General features: G+C 54.6%; 18 protein-coding genes. 5 read left to right on the top strand and 13 right to left on the bottom strand.

Annotated elements, in window-relative coordinates:
* Positions 1-35: 35 nt before the first annotated feature.
* The gene (locus BLP78_RS03105; RefSeq protein WP_090456391.1) at positions 36-746 is read right to left on the bottom strand and encodes a glutathione S-transferase family protein; all 711 of its coding nucleotides are present in this window, start codon (positions 744-746) and stop codon (positions 36-38) included.
* 233 nt (positions 747-979) lie between these two features.
* Between BLP78_RS03105 and BLP78_RS15890 the strand changes: the two genes are divergently transcribed.
* Positions 980-1,141, top strand: coding sequence for a type II toxin-antitoxin system RelE/ParE family toxin (locus BLP78_RS15890; RefSeq protein ID WP_256329991.1), 162 nt, complete (start codon positions 980-982; stop codon positions 1,139-1,141).
* 156 nt (positions 1,142-1,297) lie between these two features.
* Positions 1,298-1,627, top strand: a complete 330-nt coding sequence (locus BLP78_RS03095; protein ID WP_090456388.1) for an addiction module antidote protein — start codon at positions 1,298-1,300, stop codon at positions 1,625-1,627.
* 241 nt (positions 1,628-1,868) lie between these two features.
* On the opposite strand, the gene BLP78_RS03090 is transcribed toward BLP78_RS03095, so the two are convergent.
* From BLP78_RS03090 to gshA, 10 genes are all read right to left on the bottom strand, one after another.
* Positions 1,869-3,230: a sigma-54-dependent transcriptional regulator gene (locus BLP78_RS03090; protein ID WP_090456386.1), complete on the bottom strand. Its 1,362-nt coding sequence runs from the start codon at positions 3,228-3,230 to the stop codon at positions 1,869-1,871.
* Between the two features lie 451 nt (positions 3,231-3,681).
* Positions 3,682-4,518 (bottom strand): amidohydrolase family protein, encoded by an 837-nt coding sequence (locus tag BLP78_RS03085; protein WP_218118904.1) that lies wholly within the window; start codon positions 4,516-4,518, stop codon positions 3,682-3,684.
* Positions 4,519-4,524: 6 nt separating this feature from the next.
* Entirely contained in the window at positions 4,525-5,706 is a 1,182-nt protein-coding gene (locus BLP78_RS03080; RefSeq protein WP_176752769.1) for a DUF2272 domain-containing protein, read from the bottom strand.
* A 67-nt stretch (positions 5,707-5,773) separates the two neighbouring features.
* Complete coding sequence (locus BLP78_RS03075) at positions 5,774-6,847, bottom strand: peptidoglycan-binding protein (RefSeq protein ID WP_090456382.1); 1,074 nt, start codon at positions 6,845-6,847, stop codon at positions 5,774-5,776.
* Positions 6,844-7,953: an aminotransferase class I/II-fold pyridoxal phosphate-dependent enzyme gene (locus BLP78_RS03070; RefSeq protein WP_090456380.1), complete on the bottom strand. Its 1,110-nt coding sequence runs from the start codon at positions 7,951-7,953 to the stop codon at positions 6,844-6,846. The genes BLP78_RS03075 and BLP78_RS03070 overlap by 4 nt, the downstream gene beginning before the upstream one ends.
* A 12-nt stretch (positions 7,954-7,965) precedes the next feature.
* Complete coding sequence (locus BLP78_RS03065) at positions 7,966-10,071, bottom strand: hypothetical protein (RefSeq protein ID WP_090456377.1); 2,106 nt, start codon at positions 10,069-10,071, stop codon at positions 7,966-7,968.
* Between the two features lie 10 nt (positions 10,072-10,081).
* Positions 10,082-11,428 carry a hypothetical protein gene (locus BLP78_RS03060; protein WP_218118903.1) on the bottom strand — a complete coding sequence of 449 codons (1,347 nt, stop codon included), beginning with the start codon at positions 11,426-11,428 and terminating at the stop codon, positions 10,082-10,084.
* Positions 11,429-11,434: 6 nt separating this feature from the next.
* Positions 11,435-12,175 (bottom strand): hypothetical protein, encoded by a 741-nt coding sequence (locus BLP78_RS03055; protein WP_176752768.1) that lies wholly within the window; start codon positions 12,173-12,175, stop codon positions 11,435-11,437.
* An 83-nt stretch (positions 12,176-12,258) separates the two neighbouring features.
* Positions 12,259-12,897, bottom strand: coding sequence for a hypothetical protein (locus BLP78_RS03050; RefSeq protein ID WP_090456374.1), 639 nt, complete (start codon positions 12,895-12,897; stop codon positions 12,259-12,261).
* A gap of 702 nt (positions 12,898-13,599) precedes the next feature.
* Positions 13,600-15,264, bottom strand: a complete 1,665-nt coding sequence (gene gshA, locus BLP78_RS03045) for a glutamate--cysteine ligase (protein WP_090456372.1) — start codon at positions 15,262-15,264, stop codon at positions 13,600-13,602.
* Between the two features lie 116 nt (positions 15,265-15,380).
* Between gshA and BLP78_RS03040 the strand changes: the two genes are divergently transcribed.
* The 3 genes from BLP78_RS03040 (at position 15,381) to BLP78_RS03030 (ending at position 18,264) form a co-directional block, all read left to right on the top strand.
* The gene (locus tag BLP78_RS03040) at positions 15,381-15,755 is read left to right on the top strand and encodes a winged helix-turn-helix transcriptional regulator (protein ID WP_090456369.1); all 375 of its coding nucleotides are present in this window, start codon (positions 15,381-15,383) and stop codon (positions 15,753-15,755) included.
* Between the two features lie 482 nt (positions 15,756-16,237).
* The gene (locus BLP78_RS03035; RefSeq protein ID WP_176752767.1) at positions 16,238-16,966 is read left to right on the top strand and encodes a c-type cytochrome; all 729 of its coding nucleotides are present in this window, start codon (positions 16,238-16,240) and stop codon (positions 16,964-16,966) included.
* A complete protein-coding gene (locus BLP78_RS03030) occupies positions 16,963-18,264 on the top strand; it encodes a c-type cytochrome (RefSeq protein ID WP_090456365.1) in 1,302 nt (433 codons plus the stop codon). The genes BLP78_RS03035 and BLP78_RS03030 overlap by 4 nt, the downstream gene beginning before the upstream one ends.
* Before the next feature lie 145 nt (positions 18,265-18,409).
* Here the strand turns inward: BLP78_RS03030 and BLP78_RS15105 are convergent, their stop codons facing one another.
* A complete protein-coding gene (locus tag BLP78_RS15105) occupies positions 18,410-18,643 on the bottom strand; it encodes a hypothetical protein (protein WP_143002879.1) in 234 nt (77 codons plus the stop codon).
* A gap of 76 nt (positions 18,644-18,719) precedes the next feature.
* Entirely contained in the window at positions 18,720-19,175 is a 456-nt protein-coding gene (locus tag BLP78_RS03025) for a CHRD domain-containing protein (RefSeq protein WP_090456363.1), read from the bottom strand.
* Between the last annotated feature and the right edge of the window lie 87 nt (positions 19,176-19,262).

The following is a 19,262-nucleotide window of genomic DNA, read 5'->3' as shown; positions in this document are numbered from 1 at the left end:
TGGAGTTGTTTCTTCCTCCGTGCTCCAATGTAATGCTAAGCTGGCTGCAAGTCGGGGTAATATTGCAGCTTGATTCGCTCGACATAATTTCTCAGGTTGTCCTTCGTCAAGCCGTATTCCTTCAGGGGCGATTCGATCGGGCAGCCGAGGGTATTGATCAGAAATCCGAAGGCGCTGGCATCCAGGCTGGTGGGTTTATCTCCCAGGAAATATTTTTTGTTCCCGAGGCATGCCGACAGGGCATCAATATCCTGCATCCCAAGCTCAAAAATCTCCCTGGCATTATGCCGCCCCGTCCCATGCCCCAAAATCTGGCGCTGGATCCTGCGGCGATAATAGATTGCCGCCACATCGCGAATAACAGGGGGCAATACACTAAAAATCGCTTTCTTGTTCGCTTGCCAATTTGCGTCCGTATACTGCCATCTCGAATACATAGTCGCCCAGAACAGGTGTTCTTCAAGCAGCCGCTGCATTGCCAGCGATAGTGCTGATTCTGCCGAGGTCAGGTCCGCATCCAGATCTTTATATTGGGTTTTGAGATGTCGTACGATAAAGCGTGAGTCTGCTAATTTGAGATCGCCATCTTCGATATAAGGCACTTTACCTTTCGGCGCAAACAAGGGAAGCGTCGCTTTAACAGCATATTCAATGTCCGCCATCCTTAGATAGGTTTCTGTTTTGCAGCAGAAATGGCTGAGATTCGGAATACCCCACGTACGTTCCAATTGATAAAGTATTACCATCAGCGCTCCAAAGTTATTTGTGCCGCGTCAACTTGCAATTAACCAGTAACAAAAGCTTATCCTAATGCATTGCGAATTGCAAGTTACTATGCTTATCTTATTCATCTATAATTTCCTCGGCGGGCAGTTATGAAACACGACTCGCAATGCAAAGGAATGCAGCTTTAATTGGCCGCGCTCGACATGAATCTATTGCACGAAAGAAAAGGCTGTTCGCGGAATTGAATTGACACATGATAGAATTTCTCCGATATCAGCGTGACGATGGGCGCGAACCTTTCACTGAATGGCTGGATACTATGCGCGATAAAGCCGCCCAGGCGCGCATTCTGATTCGTTTGCGCCAGGTACAAACCGGCAACTTCGGCGATTGCAAGCCGGTTGGTGAGGAGTGACGGGATTACGTGTTCATGTCGGCGCTGGATACCGTGTGTACTTTGGACTGATGGAAAATCAGTTGTAATCCTGCTTTGCGGTGGCGACAAACGTTCGCAGCCGGTAGATATCAAGCAGGCCAAGGTACTTTGGATGGAATGGAAACGGAGGCAAGCATGAGAAAATTGAAAGGTGTCGTCTCGCACCACGAACGAGAAATCTCCGAACTGAGCACTGATCGCGAATTGGCAGTCGAGTATTTGAAGGCAGCAATGGAATCGCTCGATAATCCCGACGACCGTGCTGCTGGCCTGTTGGCGCTTCGCACCGTGGCTGAAGCCTATGGCGGCCTTGCGGTCGTTGCCGCCGAAGCTGGCATCAGCCGTGAATCCTTGTATCGCACGTTATCGCCAAAAGGCAATCCGACTCTCAAAACGCTGCTGGCGGTTCTCAAGACAGTTGGGCTACGATTATCCGTTGAATCTGAGCATCACGCACACGTTTAAAACGCTGCGCATGAGGCGTACCGCCCGGCCAACATCCTCAGGTGTGGCCGCAGCGTAGTCCGATGGAATGCCTGCGGCCCCAAAGAGTTCAACCCGCGCATTATCGAACTCGCCACGCAACATTGCCGCTGAGCGCTGGCGCCTGGCCAGTTGCAGCTAATTCCGGTTTGCCGGGGCCGATAGATGCAGTTAATGCTGGCTCAAAATCGCGCTAAATGCTGGTCGGCGCAGGTTGCTACAGTTAGTGGATGGCGCGACGACTGGCACGGCGCATCTGCAGGGCACGGTCTGTAACACCCAGACGATGCGCCGCGCGCTGAAGATTATCGCCCTCTTGCTCCAAGGCTACCTGCATCGCCAGGTCGGCAGCATTCTGGCTGATTTCCTTCAGCCCGATCCCGAGGTCCACGGCGTGACGGATGGCGCCCTCAAAGCCTTGATCGGGCCAACTCGACCGGCATGAGATGCCGCATTGGCGTTCTTCCATGGGTACATCGCCGATAGTTATCGGACCGGGGCCGATATGGCGGTGCCAGATTCTTTTAACCGTCTGACACAGATCGCGTATGTTGCCTGGATAGTCTCGAGTGAGTAAATATTCGCGGACCGCTGGGTCCAGGTCGAATGTCGCGGCTTGGGGATCCATTTGCCCCAGAAAATGACTAACCAATAGCAGGATGTCATCTCGACGTTCGCGCAGCGATGGCGTCCTGCACCTGCACCCGGCGATCCGATAGTAGAGATCAGCCCGAAAACTGCCATTGGCGACATCCGCCTCCATGTTGCGATTGGTTGCGCATATCAAGCGAAATTCTGTATGTTGCCAGGTATTGCCGCCGACACGCTTGTACTTATGCTCCTGCACCGCTCGCAATAGTTGCGCCTGCAGAGGTAGACTCAATTCGCCGACTTCGTCCAGGAACAAGGTACCGCCATCAGCCAGGGAAAAAGCACCATCCCGAGCGGTGACGGCCCCGGTAAAGGCTCCTCGCTCATGGCCGAATAACTCGCTGCCCGATAACTCGGGGGAGAGCGTGGTGCAGTCGACCACAATGAGATCACCCTTGTTGGTACGCCTGTCGAGGTCATGGATCAGATGCGCGATGAGTTCCTTCCCTGTACCAGTCTCACCGGTGACGAGTACCGAAGCTTGCGTGAAGGCCGCCACTTCGACGACGCTGCGCACCAGGTTCCGCCAAAGTGGGCTCTTCCCAATCAAGGTACCTTTAACCGGGGTAGACTCGATCAAATTCTGCAAGGCGTCCCACCGCTGCAGTCGCGAAACCACCTGGTCCGTTGCAGTATGCAGCTTTGACCACAGTAACAAGTCTGCGGCGCCCGCTTCGAGGACTGCCCACATCTTCGCTGAATCCAGGCCGGCCAGTGACGTCGATATGGCGAGTACGGTAGCGCTGCGGGTCATTACCCGCAATTCACGTAGATTGGCGTCATCCATCCGATCGAATACCACCACGCCGAAGCTGTGAGGTTGCGACGTGAATGGATGTAAAGTCAGATTCGCCTGTTCAAGGGCTGTGGTCAAGCTCGCGCGAGTGTGTGAGGGAACTTCACCGAAGAAATATAGCCAGGCCGAAATAGTCATGTAGCTCCCTAGTTATAACCACTGGATGACAGATGACAGGCATGCCATTGATTAACCTCAACCGGAATATCGGAGTGAGAATTTCAAAAATGGCGGATACTTGTGCACTGGACAACAGGGCTGGTATCTCTCGGTTAGGTTAACTCATAGGCGGCAAAGCATACCCTCATCGGGGGATACTTGGCCGTCAATCGGTGACTGATGACAGGGTTATGAGAATACAAAATGAGATCTCCTCATAGCTGTAATATCTTACAGGGTAGAATGGCTAAAATTGGCCAAAACAAATAGCTGGAAAGGGTTTCAGACATACGCAGGCGTGTATTCCACGTTACGGCATGAGGCCACGGACATTCGTTCCAAAAGTAGATCTGCTCAAAATTAAATTTCCCATTTACGCATAAATAATGAAACGGCGGACGGGAATAAAACAGGCACTCTCGCGTCAGGTTTAATGCTGTGACGCCTCCTGAATCCAAGGGTCCCGCAGCTCGCCTTGCGGCGGAGGCGAGGGCACTGTCCTGACCGGCCGGGATAGCGGTTGACTTCGGACATTCGTGATCAGACGCAGAAGATTTCCACCTAGAATTAAGTTCTCATCTTCCTTTGGCAATCCCAACACGCGCACCTTTGCGAGTTCCACCGCGGGGTGGAGCCAGGGACCATCCGAACCGAACAGGATCTTGTGCGCACCGGCTCGGCGCACGGCCTGTTCCAGCAGATCAAAACGACGTACGCCCGCCGTGTCGGTATATATATTCGGGTGCCGCACCAGATGATCGATGAGCGTGAGCTGCGCGCGCCAGTCGTCAGCGAAACTGCCCAAGTGCGGCAAGATAAAATTTACGTCCGGGTACTGTTCGGCCAACAACTCCGCAACCGACACTTCGCCCGCTACGTCGTACAGCACAGGCAGCCTGAACGCGCGCGCGGCCTCGCAAACTTCGCGGGAAATTCTGGCATCGTGCCGATGCACCTTGATTCCGACAAAACCGTATTCTTTCAACGCCACGCGAACCATCTGGGATACTCTACCGCGGTCGCGCGCGGCGTGAACGAAGGCGAAGCCATAGAATCGCTCCGGGCGGCTCGCGACGATTCGTGCCACCTCGCGGTTGGCAACAAAATAGTCAGAGTGAAAAGCGGCGAAGATCACGGTCTTCCGAATGCCCGCCTTCGCGGCGCGCCGCATATACTTATCCAGCGGGGCCGCAGTATCCCAAGGACCGGTAAGCCCGTCGCCGGGTCCGGCGTGACAGTGGCAGTCGATGATCTTCGTAGGACTCACCGGATATTACCCGACCCGAAGTACGGCGTAATAAGGCGCTCCCTGAAGCTTCCCAGACGCGTCGACAGGAATGGTCTTGATCCCGACCGTGTGGCCAACATTGCCGCCGATGACGGAGAGCTTTCCGGGCTGCACATCAGTGACGATATCGGTGTGGGAAGCTCTGAAAACACCGCTGTCAACGTTGTCGTAGGTTACGCCGCTTCTTAAACGCTCCGCGCATACCATATCGCCAACCCGTAAACCTACTTCGCTGATACGATATGCCTTGAATGGGTTGGCATTGTTGGCAAGGCGATTACGCTTTGCCGCTGCCACAAACTTAGTGTGAGCGCCGGAGTACCGGAAGTCGGCCCCGGCGCCTGCTTTACGCACAACCCAGGAAATGAACACTGCACTCCACGGTTTTGTTGACCACCACTCCTTCTCGATCGGGACGGCACCTGTGGCTACTTTCCAATACTCGGCGAGTACTGGTCGGATGGCGGGATCCCCTTCTTTGATTTTTCCTGAACCCCACCGTATCCTCTCCTGCCAGGCTATTTGGGCTATCTGATTACGCAATACCGCTGCGCTCGAGGTGGGCGCAGGTATAGGCAGTGTGTAGAAACCTGGCGGGTTGGTAGCGCCCGCCCGAATCAACGCAGCCTCAGTCATCGAACCGACGCTCCCGTCTGGCACGAGACCTTTCTGCTGCTGGAAGTTTCGAATGGCGCTTCGGGTCTGGGTTCCGATTATGCCGTCTACGGCTAGTTGAAGACTCATGATTCTATTCAGGGAAGATTGCACCCAGATAGCATAATCGCGACTGCTGCGGTTGACTTCGGTTTCCCATTCAAATTCGTCGGGCTTAAGATACTCAAACTCTCCTTCTCTTCCTGCCAGTGGCTCTTCGAACTTAGCGGCCTGCCTCCTTCTGGCTTCGACCAATGCTTTCCTGGTTTCCGGTCCCGCAAACCCATCCACTGGCAAGCCTTGACGTTCCTGGAAACGCCGCAGTGCACTACGCGCTGCCGCGTCGGCTTCGCTGAACGGGCTTTCCCCATATGTTTCACCGTATGTTTCCCCAAACAGGTTTTCCGCTTCGAGTTCGCCATAGGTTTCTTGCGCCATCGGGAACTCGAGCATTTCGAAGCCAAGGGTACCGCCGCTTCGACATTTCTGGCAATTACAGGTTAAGTCGTGCATGATCATCTCCTAATTTCCTATTGTTAAGTCACCCCGCTGTTGCTGCCGCGCCAGCGAAGCGTGGTCGTTAATTCCATCCGCTGCCCAACAACTCCTCCTCCTCCAATTCCGGTTGAGGATTTATCAATACACTGCTCGGGCTGGGCACGCCCAATGCGACGTGAATCGCTCTTTCCAGCGCCCTGAGTTTATTGACGAACTGCACGGGAAAAATATAGACTCGATAATTCTGGGGCGGCTTCATTTTTTTCCGATGAGTCCGGAGCCGCCCTTGGAAATTAAACGTCATACCGCTGTATGCTCTCCTTCTGCCATCCTTGGTAAACACGAGCAGGTAGAGGCCCCCACCCTTCAACTCGGGCTTGCTAAAAACAAGGTCACGCAGATTCCCAAGCGGAATGTAAGGCCAGGTTTTGATAGATTCCCCAGGGTCTTTACTTGTTATCCGCTTGATAGCCTCGACCGTATTGTCCCTAAACGGCTTAAATTTAGGCGAATTTTCGGCCGGAATTGCAGGAATTTCGGCTTCCTCGCTCACATAAAATTCGGCTTCGGCTTGTGCTGCGGCTTCGTCACCCCTGCATGCACTCTTCAATGCTTCCTCGGTATCAGGGCCCAGGATGCCGCTGACTCGGAGTCCTTGCTGCCCTTGAAAGCGTCGAAGCGCGCTGCGTGTATCCACTCCCATCACGCCGTTGACGGCAAGCCGCAGTCTCATCACATGATTCAGGCAGTCTTGTGCCCAGCGAACAACTTCAGTGCCGGGAGCTGAACTGGTCGAATCGATCGGGAAAGGTTCGCTAATCGAACTGTATGGATCGCGCACCAGTACGCCAGCAGGGCCCCAGGAACCGAGGCGCGAAGGGCGCGGGCGCGGTTTCGGCCTGGGCGGCCGCATGGGTGGGCGCATCTTGGATCCTCCCACCCGGACCGGTCCCCGTGCAGCCGGTTTTGAGCGAGATGGCGGAGCCAATCGCCGGGAAGCTGGCACTGAACCGCGCGCAAAGCGCCGGCCACCGCGCTCGAACTCTTCACCCGTTTCCAGATCGCCCAACTCGTCGAATGCTTGGATTTCACTTTCCCCTTTTACGCCTGCGGTCCATTCAAACGGCGCTATTTCAAAGTTGAGTTCACTGTTCATGATGTCTCCAATGCCTTGTGTTTGAAGTGTGATTTTGCGTTGCTCTGTCCAGATAAGATTTGGGCAAGCGCCTCCATTGCACGGTCAATGTCCTGCGGCATATGATTCGCCGTCAGGAGAAAACTCACTCGTGCTTCGCCCCCGTTGCGACCACGCTGCAATACTGTCTCTACACCCTCGCGGAGCAGACGCTCATGCAGTTGCACAGCGTCAAGGCCCGCAGTCGACTCAAGCGTTTGCACCGGAAACACGCCGCCAGTGGCCGTGAGTCCTATCCGATCGAGGTTTACCCGCAACCTGCGCACCAAGCGCCACAGATGCAACCTGAGGCGATCACCGCATTGCCGGTTTACCTCCAGCGCATGCTGTGCGGCGCGGATTACCGCAGTCGATGGAGGGCTGGTGTGAGTGTGTATATTGCTGCGTGCTTTAAATCGCCTCACCAATGTTCGACTGGCGACGAGCACCGCGACGGGTACGCCAAAGCCCTTTGCCAGTGATGCACCCACCACCAGGTGCGGACCGGCGATGCCATGCAGCTGCAATGAACCGCCGCCCCCCCTGCCATACGGCGCGGTGGATTGAAGCGCGCCACCAAAAATGCCTAGAGCCTGGGTGTCATCGAGAACCAGATAACCGCCACAGGCTCGGGCGATCTCGGCATACGCCGCCACTGGCGCCGCCATTCCACGGCCAGGGGAATACCCGTCGGCGACGATGACCGGCCGCCGCTTCGATTGTGCCCACGATCGGGCGAGCCGCTCCGCCGCTGCTGCATCGAGATGAGGGAAAATGCCGACCGGCACGCCGAGCGCGGCGGCCCGCTCGACTCCCCACTTGGCGATGGGATAGGTTCCGGAGTCCATCAGAATCACTGCATCGTCTTCAGCCAGAATCTGGAATAGATCCCAGAAAAGATGCAGGGTGGAAGGCAGCAGCATACCCGCCTCGCAGCCCTGCAATCGGGCCAGATCCGCGGCAACCGCTGACGCTCCGGGAGGTTCCTGAAGACCCGCCGGGCGGCCAAGCGTCAGCGCATTCCACGGGCGCAGCGATGCGCTCGGGTGCCTCAGCCCGAGGTACAGCGCAGAGGTGAAGTCGGACATTACCCATTCCCCTCAAGCGCCGCGCTGCTGCATCGCCAGCCGCTTTTGCAGCAATACCGATGGCAGTGTCGCGTCTACGCCGGAATCGACCGTGTCGCCCGCGAGCTCGACGCCGGTGGCCGCACGGTAGGCATGGATATAACCCTGCACCTGAGGACGCCAGAATCGCGCCCAATTGAAGGCCTGGTTGGGCTCATACACATCGCTCCAGTGACCATAGCGAATCGACAGCAGCAACTGTTCACCAAACATCGCCAGACTGCGAAAATGCATTACGCTGGTATCGGTCCAGCCCTGCAGCTTCTTCATGGCGTCAACGCGATCCATCCAAGGTTCGGGATAGGCCACCATCAAGCGTGTTGGCAGAAACTCGCGGAACTCCGGCCGTGCCAGCAACCACTGCTGCATCAGCATCTCGATACGAGCGGTCGAAGGCAAATCACCGAATTGGTTGTGCGCACCTTCAGAAAGAATCAGATGCACTTCCTTCAGAGCATTGAGTATGGGAAAAGCATCGGCCTTTACTGTCGTATCATCGTCTTGCTTATAGAACACCGTGCACAGGCGCAACAGGTGGTGGAATGCCTCCAGGAACTTGGATCGCGTGTCGGCAGGTCTGAAATTCTGCACCGCCTTGCCTTCCAGCCGCACCCCATAGTGATGGTCATACTCATAATTGCGGCGCATCAGGGTGAGCCGGTGCTGCTCATCCTGGGTATAGCCCCAGATCAGATTATTGAGGGGCCGGAGCGGATCGATTTCCACATTTGCCAGCGGATCGTTCGCACCCAACGAGCGGACATTCTGAAAGCGCCGGGTGACGGCGTTCATCGTCTGCACCAGCATGCCCTCTTCGTGCCAATAAGACCAGATGAGTTCTATCAGACACGGAGAAAGGAGTTTTTCCCGTATGAACCCATAGCATAAGCCGGCTTCGTCACCGTTGACCGTTATCTTGCCGACATCGGGCAGTTTGCTGCGGATGAGGGCGAGATAGGGCAGCATCGACTGCCCATTGGTATCGACATACTGTTTAAAGCTTGCTCTCAACCCTCCGGGCTCTCCGCCTGGCAGATCTCTGCGATCCAGGTAGGCATTGGCATTATCCTGGAGCTTCAGGTCGTTGAAAAATTGGTTGTCTGGATCATCTGGGTCGACAACACCGCAGTTCACCATGACGAAGGCCTCAGTTGCAGCCTTTAGAAGGCGGTAAGCATCGGCATCGGTAAAAGGGAGATGGCGCTTGTCTTTCAATTCGTTAAACTTCCCGCCCACATCTGAGAACCTCGATGTGGGCGCGACAGCACAAAAAAACTCATCCATAAATCGGAAATAGTTATTGAACGAGAGCGCTTCTGTGCTGCTGCGGATCACGGTCCAGAATGGCAAGTCGTCGGTTGGCTCGGTCTCCGTACGGGTCATGGAGACCCCGATATTGCCCCTCACGAGGGAGCCATCCTCGGGTTGAGCATCAAACTGATTTTCGACTGATAACGCAGCTTCGTTTTGATCCCCGGACAGAATGACGGGTCCCTGCAGCCTAGGGATTTGTATCAAGATCGGAAGTTTATGTAAGCCCGACTTCTGTATCCTCTTACTGAATGTATTAGGTTCATTTGGAACCGGCGCCAGTCCTGGAGGGAGGATAATGCGTGCTTGTGCTTGTTTATTCAAAGAGCCAAATTTCACGAGCAAGGTGTCGCCAACTTGAGGTGGTCGGCAGGATATTTCTTTACAGTCCGAGGTCATAAACTCTAAGATTGGGGTTGCATTGATCTCAGGCTTGAAGGAAACTTCTTCGAGGCACCCCTGATGGACTTCTCGCCAATCGCAGAGTAACTTTGGGAAATTTTCATAAGCCACTATATAGCAAGCAGGTGCCGGTACAGCAAAAGTGACACATCCTTGTTCATCTGTGAAACGGGTTTCGATACGGCCCATTCCGTCAGTGGGATTCTGGCCACTACTACAGGTTTTAACGAACTCGGCTTGAGACTGGGTGCTACTGTACAGACTCACCGATGCATTCTTCAGAGGCATATGAGTACCTGCGTCGGCAACGTGCACTCGGATAGCACCTCTTTTTTCACCCTTCAAAGCAGATTTGTTGGTGTTCATTTCATTCTCCTTAGTGGATAGTCAAACTGTGTTGTTGCCGTAGCCACGAAATGCGAGCCGGCTGCCTGTTGTGTTCCCCGGTGCTGGCACAAGCGAAAGAAGCGTCGAGCGTGCTGACGAGCGCCCAATGCGTAAGCAGTTTCGCCAACAGCTGACTTTCTTCCTCGGGGCTTACTTGTCCATCTGCCCGTGCCTGCCCGATCACGGCGAATACCAGGGACGGCGGCGCGTCGTACATCGCCTCTGGCGTCCGGCACCAGGCGTGATAGAGGCCCTTCAGGCGCGCAGGCTGACGCGCCGGCACATCCAGCACCTCGACCAGCGTATGCCCGCGTAACATCTTGGGACGATGGTTCACCAGCAGCGCGACAAAGCCCGGCATGCTGGTTTGAAGTTGTGCGAATAGTTGCAGACGAGCGGGGTCCAGATCAACGAGTGGATAGTAAGATTCCCAAAGAGCAGACAGCCTTGCCCACTGGGGATGCGGATACAGCGCCTGCCCGATGGCGCAGCTCAATTTGACCCGAATCCAGGGTGCCGGATGCGGATCGTCCGGATTGAGCCGGAACACAAAGGGGCGCGGCAGGCTGACCACCCCTATGAGTCCTAGCGTGGATGTGACGCCGACGCGCGCCACCGACCAGAAATCCGCGACAATCTCCGATATCCACCGTTCCCACAACCGCCACGCTTCCTCATCCGCACCGCCACGTTGAAGCCCCTGCAAGACAGGGCGAAGTGAATTCACCAAGTCGAGCAGCGCCGCCGCCTGATGACCGATTTCGTGAATCAGGGACGAGGCGATGCCGCTGCCGACCATACGCTCGCGCGGCACGCGAATGATGGCGACCGGATTTTCTCCGCCGCCCGGCAAGCGCGTGCGAGCCCGGCGAATGGCGGCGCCTGCGCCGCGATCAAGATAGCAGATGACCGGCGGTACGCGGTAGTAGCCGCCGGGCAACGTTAGCGCGTCTGCCGAAACGACATCCAGCCCGGATAGCCATACCCCGCTTTCATGTTCGCTACGTTGCGTGATCACATCGTTGAACAGATCAAACTGGGTGATGGTGGTGTTAAACTTCAGCCTGAGAAAGGTGAAGCGGCGCTGGGCATCGGCCGCCGTGGCAGCCGATGCGCCGGGTCCGCGCAACCAGGCAAGGAAGTTTTGAATCATCCCGCGCAACTCACGCCGACCTACGGCGAGTTGCCGTTCTATTCCGGTTTGCGCATCAGGTAGCAGCGCAGCGGCCGGAACCATGGGCTCGATTAAGGCAAAGGGCCGTACGCGTGCCAACCGGGTGAGCAGGGCACGCGCCTCTTGCGCCAGCATCGAGGAAGCATAGGGGCTGATGGCCATTTCGCTTCACACGCCGTAAAGGACGATCTTGTTCGCGCGGCGCATCCAACGCCCCGTCTGACCTCGTCCCGTCTGGCCCCGTCCCGTTTGACCCTGGCCTGTCGCGCCCGACATACCACCTCTGGTTCCTCCTTTTCCTAACAGGCCAGGCGCAAATTGCTTGACTGCTGCGATTGCAGCGGACTGGGCAATGGACCGGGGATCGACGTTAGCAGGCGCTGAGGTTGCCTTCTTCACGGTGTTGGCGGCGAGGCGGACATATTGCCTCGCGCCTTCGAACTCGAGGTCCTCCTGCTCCAGCATCTCTGCTTCAAGCCCGAGGGCTTTGCCTCCAGCCCGGGCAAGTCCGCTGCCGATCTTGGCTCCCAGCGGTCCACCGAAATACCCCCCGATTGCTCCTCCGGCGAGCGGCAGTGCTTTCTTGGCCACACCTTTGAGGACGCCACCAACGGCTCGCCCTATGGGTGAACGGATTACTTTACCGGCTGCACGCGAGACTTTTTTGAGTAAATTGCCAAGGAATTGATCCAGCTCCGCTTCGCTCGATACACTCAGCAATTCATTGGCCAATTCCATCTCGTCAGCCTCACTGAGGAGTTCGCCGAATTCGCCAAATTCGCCGCTTTCCGCCTCCCATTCACCCTGACCATATTCGAACTCTTCTGCCTCGAAACCCGTTTCGAAACCCGTCTCAAAGCCCGGCTGCTCCTGGTTGTATTCCATTTGTGTCTGACCGATATCGTGCATGATGACCTCCTGAAAAATGAAAACAAAAAAAGAAACAACAATGAAACAACAGCAAAAAATCGAACGAAGAGATCCCGTCCGGCTTACAACTTCACGATGATGCTGCGGCCACGGCGATACCAGCGGCCGGTGTGCCTTGGAGCACTCGGGCGGCTACGTAGCAGACCGGGCGCATGACGCCGCGCCGCCTGCACCACGGCTTTTTTTGCCACAGCCTGCGGCGCCGCGGCGATGGGTGTGCTCAGGACGTTCCTGACAGCGACGCCCGCGAAGCGCACAAAACTTTTGGCGGCCTCAAATTCCTTGTCTTCCGGGCTCATCCCCTCGAGTTCGAGGCCAAAGATCCGGCCCGCCGCGGATGCCAGCCGTCCTCCGATCCGGGCGACGCGATCTGCGCCTATGTATCGGCCGGGTGCGCGGCCGGCCATCGGCAATGCTTGTTTCATGGCGCCCTTCAGGATGCCGCTCAGCGCTTGCCCTGTCGGCGTACTCACAAACCTGCCCACAGCCTGTCCAGCCTGGCCGATCAAGCGTCCAAGGAAATGGTCCAACTCCGCCTCGTCTGTGACTTCCAGCAGCGCGGCGGCCAATTCCATCTCTTCGATTTCACCGAACACTTCCTCCGCGCCTGTTTCCGCGAACCATCCAGACTCTCCAGCTTCGAGCTCATTGGCTTCGAACGCATGCAGCTCGGGGTTGTACTCCAGAAGGTTGCGATCCATAACGTGCTCCTATTCACAAACGGCGAAATATGAGGCAAGGCCTTTCGCCGTGATCACGGGCCCGGCGATTACCTGGGCTTGATTACCTATAAGCGAAAGGCGTGCCAGTTAAAAACCGATATGCCTGGCAGGGCTAAATTATCAATTCGAATGAATGAAAATGTTGCCAACCTGGATGAATGGCGTGTCTACAACCGCTGGATACAATGGGTCTACGGGAATGCGGCGACAAACGAGCGAAGCTGAAGAACGATCTGAATCAGGATGTATTTAATGGATGCCAGCAAATTGTTTGTTCGCTGTCAGAGCGAAGCAGCTTTCGCTGTTAAGGGAAAAGCACACCTTTCAGGCGAAGCTTCTTTCGGCGCTGGTATGTATTAGGGATGTTGCGGAAACTGCTAGAGGGGTCTGGGGAGCAATGGGGCAAAAAATAAGAAGTGTAGTGCGCTATTGTATTTTTCCGACCAGATCCTCAGGGTCGGATTTCAAAGGGTGTCATTTTCTTGGGGAGATAATTCTGAGTTGTATCCGGTGGCATTGTAAATACGGGATCAGTTATCCTGAATCCGGCAGTTGCCCGCTCATTTATCAGTTAAGTACTATAACCAAAAAGGATTTTTCGTGTCCTGTAAGCTTCACCTTTCTGGTGAGCTCGCTACGCACGTTCATCGCGCTGTTTCAGTTTTTGCTTCGCTTCTTTGACTACCCGCAATTCGTCAAGCAGCTGTTCCAATCCTGAATAGGTATTTTTTTAGATTCTTGCGAACAGATTTCATTAGTGGCGGCATCTTCAGAAAAATAATTATTCAAGTACTTATCGAACGGGATCTCGGTCATTGTATCCAACCGTTCCTGTTGCTTCAGCGACGCTTCGACCTGGAAATCAAAGCTTTTCTTTACCGAAGCCTCAAGTGTTGCATTCTGAAAATAACGTGTGTATTCATCCGATTTTTGCAACACCAGTTCAGTAATCGAAAGCTTCTGGTCCCGCATCGCCGACAACATTCTTGCTGAGGAAGTCAGCTCGGAGTGACGAACGACTTCTATCTGTTTGCGTAATGCCTGGGTATACGGTTTATGGTCATTCCCTTTATCCAGAACCTCGCAAATCTCCTGCATTTCTTCGCACACGCTCAACGCCCAATCTTGCAGGGAGACCGCCTGTCCGTTGTCGGATAGCTTCAGCGTTGGATCTCTTCCCTGGTTGGCGACGGATAACGCATTATTGTTAACCTCCTCGTACTGCTTCAAGTCATGGCCTGGGTTTCCGCGAAATAAACAATGCAGGCTGAGCGCTTCAAGAAACCGCGTCGTTTCGATCGAAATTCCCGCAGGTTCAAAAACATCAATATCGAGGGATCGCATTTCAATATATTCGATCCCTCTGCTTCCCAAGGCCTTGAGCGGTCTCTCATTGGGTCTGGTAGGTTGTTTCGGCCGTACCGAGGTGTAATACTCGTTCTCGATTTGCAGGAAATTAGTGTTCAACTGCCGATATTGATCGTCTGCCTTCACGCCGATTTTTTCGTAATCCAGATAAGATATCGTTGTCGCGTTGGCCAGATCCCTTATATATTCATCAAGACTATTAAAGGAAATATGAAACATTGCCTGAACCGGATTTACATATCCAATCTCGCTCATTCTCAGCGAAGTCGCAAAAGGTTTGTAATATGAGGCTTTGTCGAATTTCTCCAAAGTATGGGAACAAGCGGAGTTACGGCTGTCGACGAAGCTTTTACTGACCGCCGGTGAAGAGCCAAACAGGTAAAGGATGAGCCAGCCATAGCGCTGCAGGTTTCTGATCATTTCCATATACGCATTGGTGATGAATGATTGCAGGTCACCCTTATGCTTCTTGAACTGCTGATATTCCGGCCAGAATTGTTCAGGAAGCGAGTAATTAAAATGGATCCCGGCGATCACCTGCATGCAACGGCCATAGCGATAACCTAAACCGCGGCGATATATGTGCTTCATCATTCCTACGTTGGAGGAGCCATATCTCGCGATAGGAATCGCCGAGTCCTGCAAGGCGCCGACAGGCATACTTGCGGCCAGCAATAATTCGTCATTAATATTTGCACAGACGTATTTATGCAAGGCCGTCAAAAAATCCAACGTTTCCTTTCCATCCGATAATGCCGGTGTGATCAACTCAAGCAAAGCCTCGGAATAATCGGTTGTTATGTGCGGGTGAGTCAATGCGGCGCCTAGCTCGATCGGATGAGAGGATAGTGATATGAACCCCTCCCAGTTGATTCGGAGGCTTTCCTTTTCGATGCCTTTCAGGCCACCAATCAATAGCGGCTGAAGGGATTCGTGGATGGGTGCCTGGCGCTGACTATGAGATAATTGGTTTGACATTTTATCCTCCGATATTACTTGCAATAAGCAAGTTTGCGAAGCTTATCTTACAATATTGCAAAATGCAAGTAACTATACTATATTATTAACTCGCCAATTTTTCCTGCAGGCAAGTTATGAAAGATGACAAGACGGTGGAAGGAAAAGTCGCTTTTGAAAGGTCGTGCTGCCCCATCACTCATGCGCTGGATATTTTTGGTGATAAATGGACGCTGCTTATTGTCCGGGATTTGATTTTAGGCAAGAGCCGCTATCTGGAATTGATATCGTCAGCTGAAAAAATCGCTTCAAATATCCTTGCCGACAGGCTGAAAAGATTGGAAGCCGCGGGCCTTATCACGCGTCGAGCCTATCAGCAGAAACCGGTACGTTACGAGTATTCCCTGACCGAGAAGGGCGAGAGTCTGAAGCCTGTACTGTCTGCCATCATCTCATGGAGCCAGAAACATCATCCCGGTACTCAAATATTTCCCGCGGTTGAGCCGCGCTAGCGGTCCACCGGACTTGAGTTCGGTTATGGTTCCGCATCATTGACGACCCGCGCTCGGCGCAAGCAACGGTAGCGTTGTTTTGATGACATACTCGATGTCTGCCATTCCAGACAGGTTTCTGCCCCAACAAAAAATGACCAGGATTCGAATGTGCCAGGGCAGGCTCGAACTGGTAAGGTATTACTATAAAATCTCCAAAATTATTGTGCCTGACCTGCTTATTCCCTGCCATTCGACAAACACGATAGTCTGGATTTAATCCCTCAAAAACTTGCCGAAGCAAACGTCGCGAGCAGGCTCGGCTGTAGTGAATTTCCCGACCGCATCGGATTCCCGATGCAGAGAAAACGTCTTAGGCAGCGATAGGACGGGCCTGAGCCTACCCGCATTTCTGGACAAACTGAACCTCAGCCCTTGCGGCAACTTTGGCAGACTGTCATAGTCTCATCAGTGAAATTCCATAGGTCAGCATACAGCGGTTCATGAGACGACTTATTTTAGTGACATTTTTATTTGCTGCCGGGCTCGCCAATGCCGCGAAAGCAGTTCCTACCCCTGTGCCGGTTGATGTGCCCGACACCATGGCAGAACGGGTCAAGCCCTGCGTTGCCTGCCACGGCCTCGAAGACAGGGTAGGGCGGGACGCTTACTATCCACGTATCGCAGGCAAGCCAAAAGGATATCTTTTTAACCAGTTGCGCAGTTTCCGGGATGGGCTGCGTTATTATCGCCCTATGACCCTGCTGCTTGCAAATATGACCGACCAGTATCTGCTGGAAATGGCTGCCTATTTTTCGGCGCTTAAACAGCCTTTCCCGCCACCCGAGCGCATGGCCGCGTCACCGGCCCAAATCAAGCTCGCTCGCCAGCTTATCCATCAGGGAGATCCTGCACGGCAAATTCCTGCCTGCGTTCAATGCCATGGTAACGAACTGATGGGTACGGCGCCTTTTATTCCGGGTTTGCTGGGTCTTCCGCGCATTTACATGATCGCCCAGTTCGGCGCTTGGCAGAATGGGGGGCTGATACGCGGGCAGACTGCGGATTGCATGTCGGAAATCGCAAAGCGGCTTACTCCCGAGGAGACGAATGCAGTTGCGGCATGGTTGGCTGCCCAGTCCGTTCCGGAAAATACCGGCCCGGCTGCTACGCTTCCGGTTGAAATGGCAAGGCGTTGCGGCAGCATCGTTCAAAGCGCTACCATTCAATGAAACGCAGGATCGCTGTCGCAATAGCCTTACTCGTCGGCCTGGCGGGTCTCGCTTCTATGGGTACCTCGTTTACGTTGACCGGCGCGTCGCCTCCAGGAAAGACGGCAAATACCCCGAAGACGATATTTACCGAGCAATCGCTGAGCCGTGGGGCCTACCTTGCGCGCGCCGGTAATTGCATGGGATGCCATACGGCCCAGAGTGGGTCGGCTTACGCAGGGGGCCGCAGCCTTTCCACACCCTTCGGTACATTCATCACGACCAATATCACTCCGGATAAGGAAACCGGTATCGGCCACTGGAGCGAAGAAGATTTCTGGAAAGCGCTGCACGAAGGGAAGTCACGCGATGGACGGCCTTTATACCCTGCATTTCCTTATACCGAGTATACAAAAATTACGCGCGAGGATTCCGATTCGATTTTCGCTCATCTGCAGACGCTTGCACCCGTCGCGCAACGCAACCCCCCGAACCAGATCAAGTTTCCCTACAACTATCAATTGTTGTTGAGTGTCTGGCGCGCCGTATACTTCAAGCCCGGTGTCTATCAGCCGGAGCCCGGAAAAAGCGCCGAGTGGAATCGGGGCGCCTACCTGGTGCAGGGGCTCGGCCATTGCAATGCCTGCCATGCGGAACGCAACCCGTTGGGCGCGACGGCTGGGGATGATGCACTGGGAGGCGGACAGATCATGGGGTCAAACTGGTATGCGCCATCCCTTACCTCACGCGTGGAAGCAGGGTTTACCCATTGGCGGATCGACGAAATCATCCAGTTGCTCACAATGGGTGTTTCACCGCAGGCGACCACCTCGGGTCCCATGGCGCAGGTTGTCATGGAAAGCCTCCAGCATCTGACAAAAGAGGATGCGCGTGCAATGGCCGTCTATCTACAGTCATTACCCGAGAGCAATTCACTTTCCGCCAATAACGGTCCAGCCATGACAGAACAGGTGCAGGCCTGGTTTCGGCAAGGTGCCGCGATTTATGAGAAGCACTGCCAGGACTGCCACGGCGCTTCGGGTCAGGGCGCTCCAGGTGTATACCCGCCTCTGGCGGGCAACCGGAGTGTCACAATGACACCTCCGATCAACGCGATTCGCAGTGTTCTCAATGGTGGTTATCCTCCAGCCACCATGGGCAACCCACGTCCTTACGGCATGCCGCCTTTCGCCCAGACCCTGCATGATGGTGAGGTTGCGCTGGTGTTGTCATATATCCGCAATGCATGGGGTAATCATGCCAGCCTGGTCACGACAGCTCAAGTCGACAAGAGCCGGGAGGGCATCACATTGAAATGAAGTTCGGATTTGTGTTTGCTTGAGGTGCTCAATTTGTTTGAAGCACTTCGATTGCCGCTCTCAGCCTTGCTGAGAAAAGAACCGGACGCCTGCCGGCATTGTTTGCTCAGTTGCCGCCAGGCAACGCGCTGAAGACTATTTAGCGTTATGCCTGGAGTAGAGGTTCGTCCGCAGGATCGACGATCGGATCTCCCGGTGTCGGGTCGGGATCATACGGTCGAGGATCTACCGGCTTGTCCGGGTCGAAGGGTTGCGGATCTTCTCGTGGTTTATCGGGATCGATGGGGCGAGGGGGATCCTGTACCGGCTTGCCGGGGTATGGCTCATGCCCATGGGGCCGACCGGTTCTATACGATCCGGTTTGAAAATATTTTGTCATGGTGAGACTCTCCCCTCAGGCATATCTCAATGATTACCCTGTCTGCTGACAGGGTAATCCAACAATCCCGGATCGATTAGCGGGAACCGGTACCCAGGTCACGTTTCAATTGCCCACGTATCTCCCCGCTCTTGTTCGCGTCGCTATGAACGTTAACATAGAGGTTTCCCGCCTTGTAGGCATCATATTGGGCGTCGGTCAACTTTGCGTCACCGGGAACGGACCATTCGTTATCGGAACTCTTCTTGAGCGTGATGATATCCGGACCGTTTTTGCCAACCGCTCCCTCATGGATATGCGCGCCTGTGCCCTTTAAATCGGAAGTGGTTATCTTGCCTTTGACAGATCTGTCGTCCTCGACCGTTATCGTGCCGCTGCCGGATGCGGAGGTCTGGACAGGGGGGACTTCCTGATCGCCGCTCAGATTGACCTTGATTTCGCCAGCGGTCGCGAATCCTATACCCCCAGCCAGTGTGCCGGCTATTAACGCAACAATGGCCAGGGTGGATCGCGTACGAAGAACTGTATTCATGGGGTGCCTCCTTTAAAATAATAAATTATGGATTGTGATCGCTTTCTCAACCGCTCAACTGGTTCGCGCGCACCGGTTTTTATATTT

Source organism: Nitrosospira sp. Nsp1, assembly GCF_900100985.1.
GTDB lineage: Bacteria > Pseudomonadota > Gammaproteobacteria > Burkholderiales > Nitrosomonadaceae > Nitrosospira.
The sequence above is the reverse complement of the archived record's forward strand: the minus strand, read 5'-3'. Positions and strand labels throughout refer to the sequence as shown.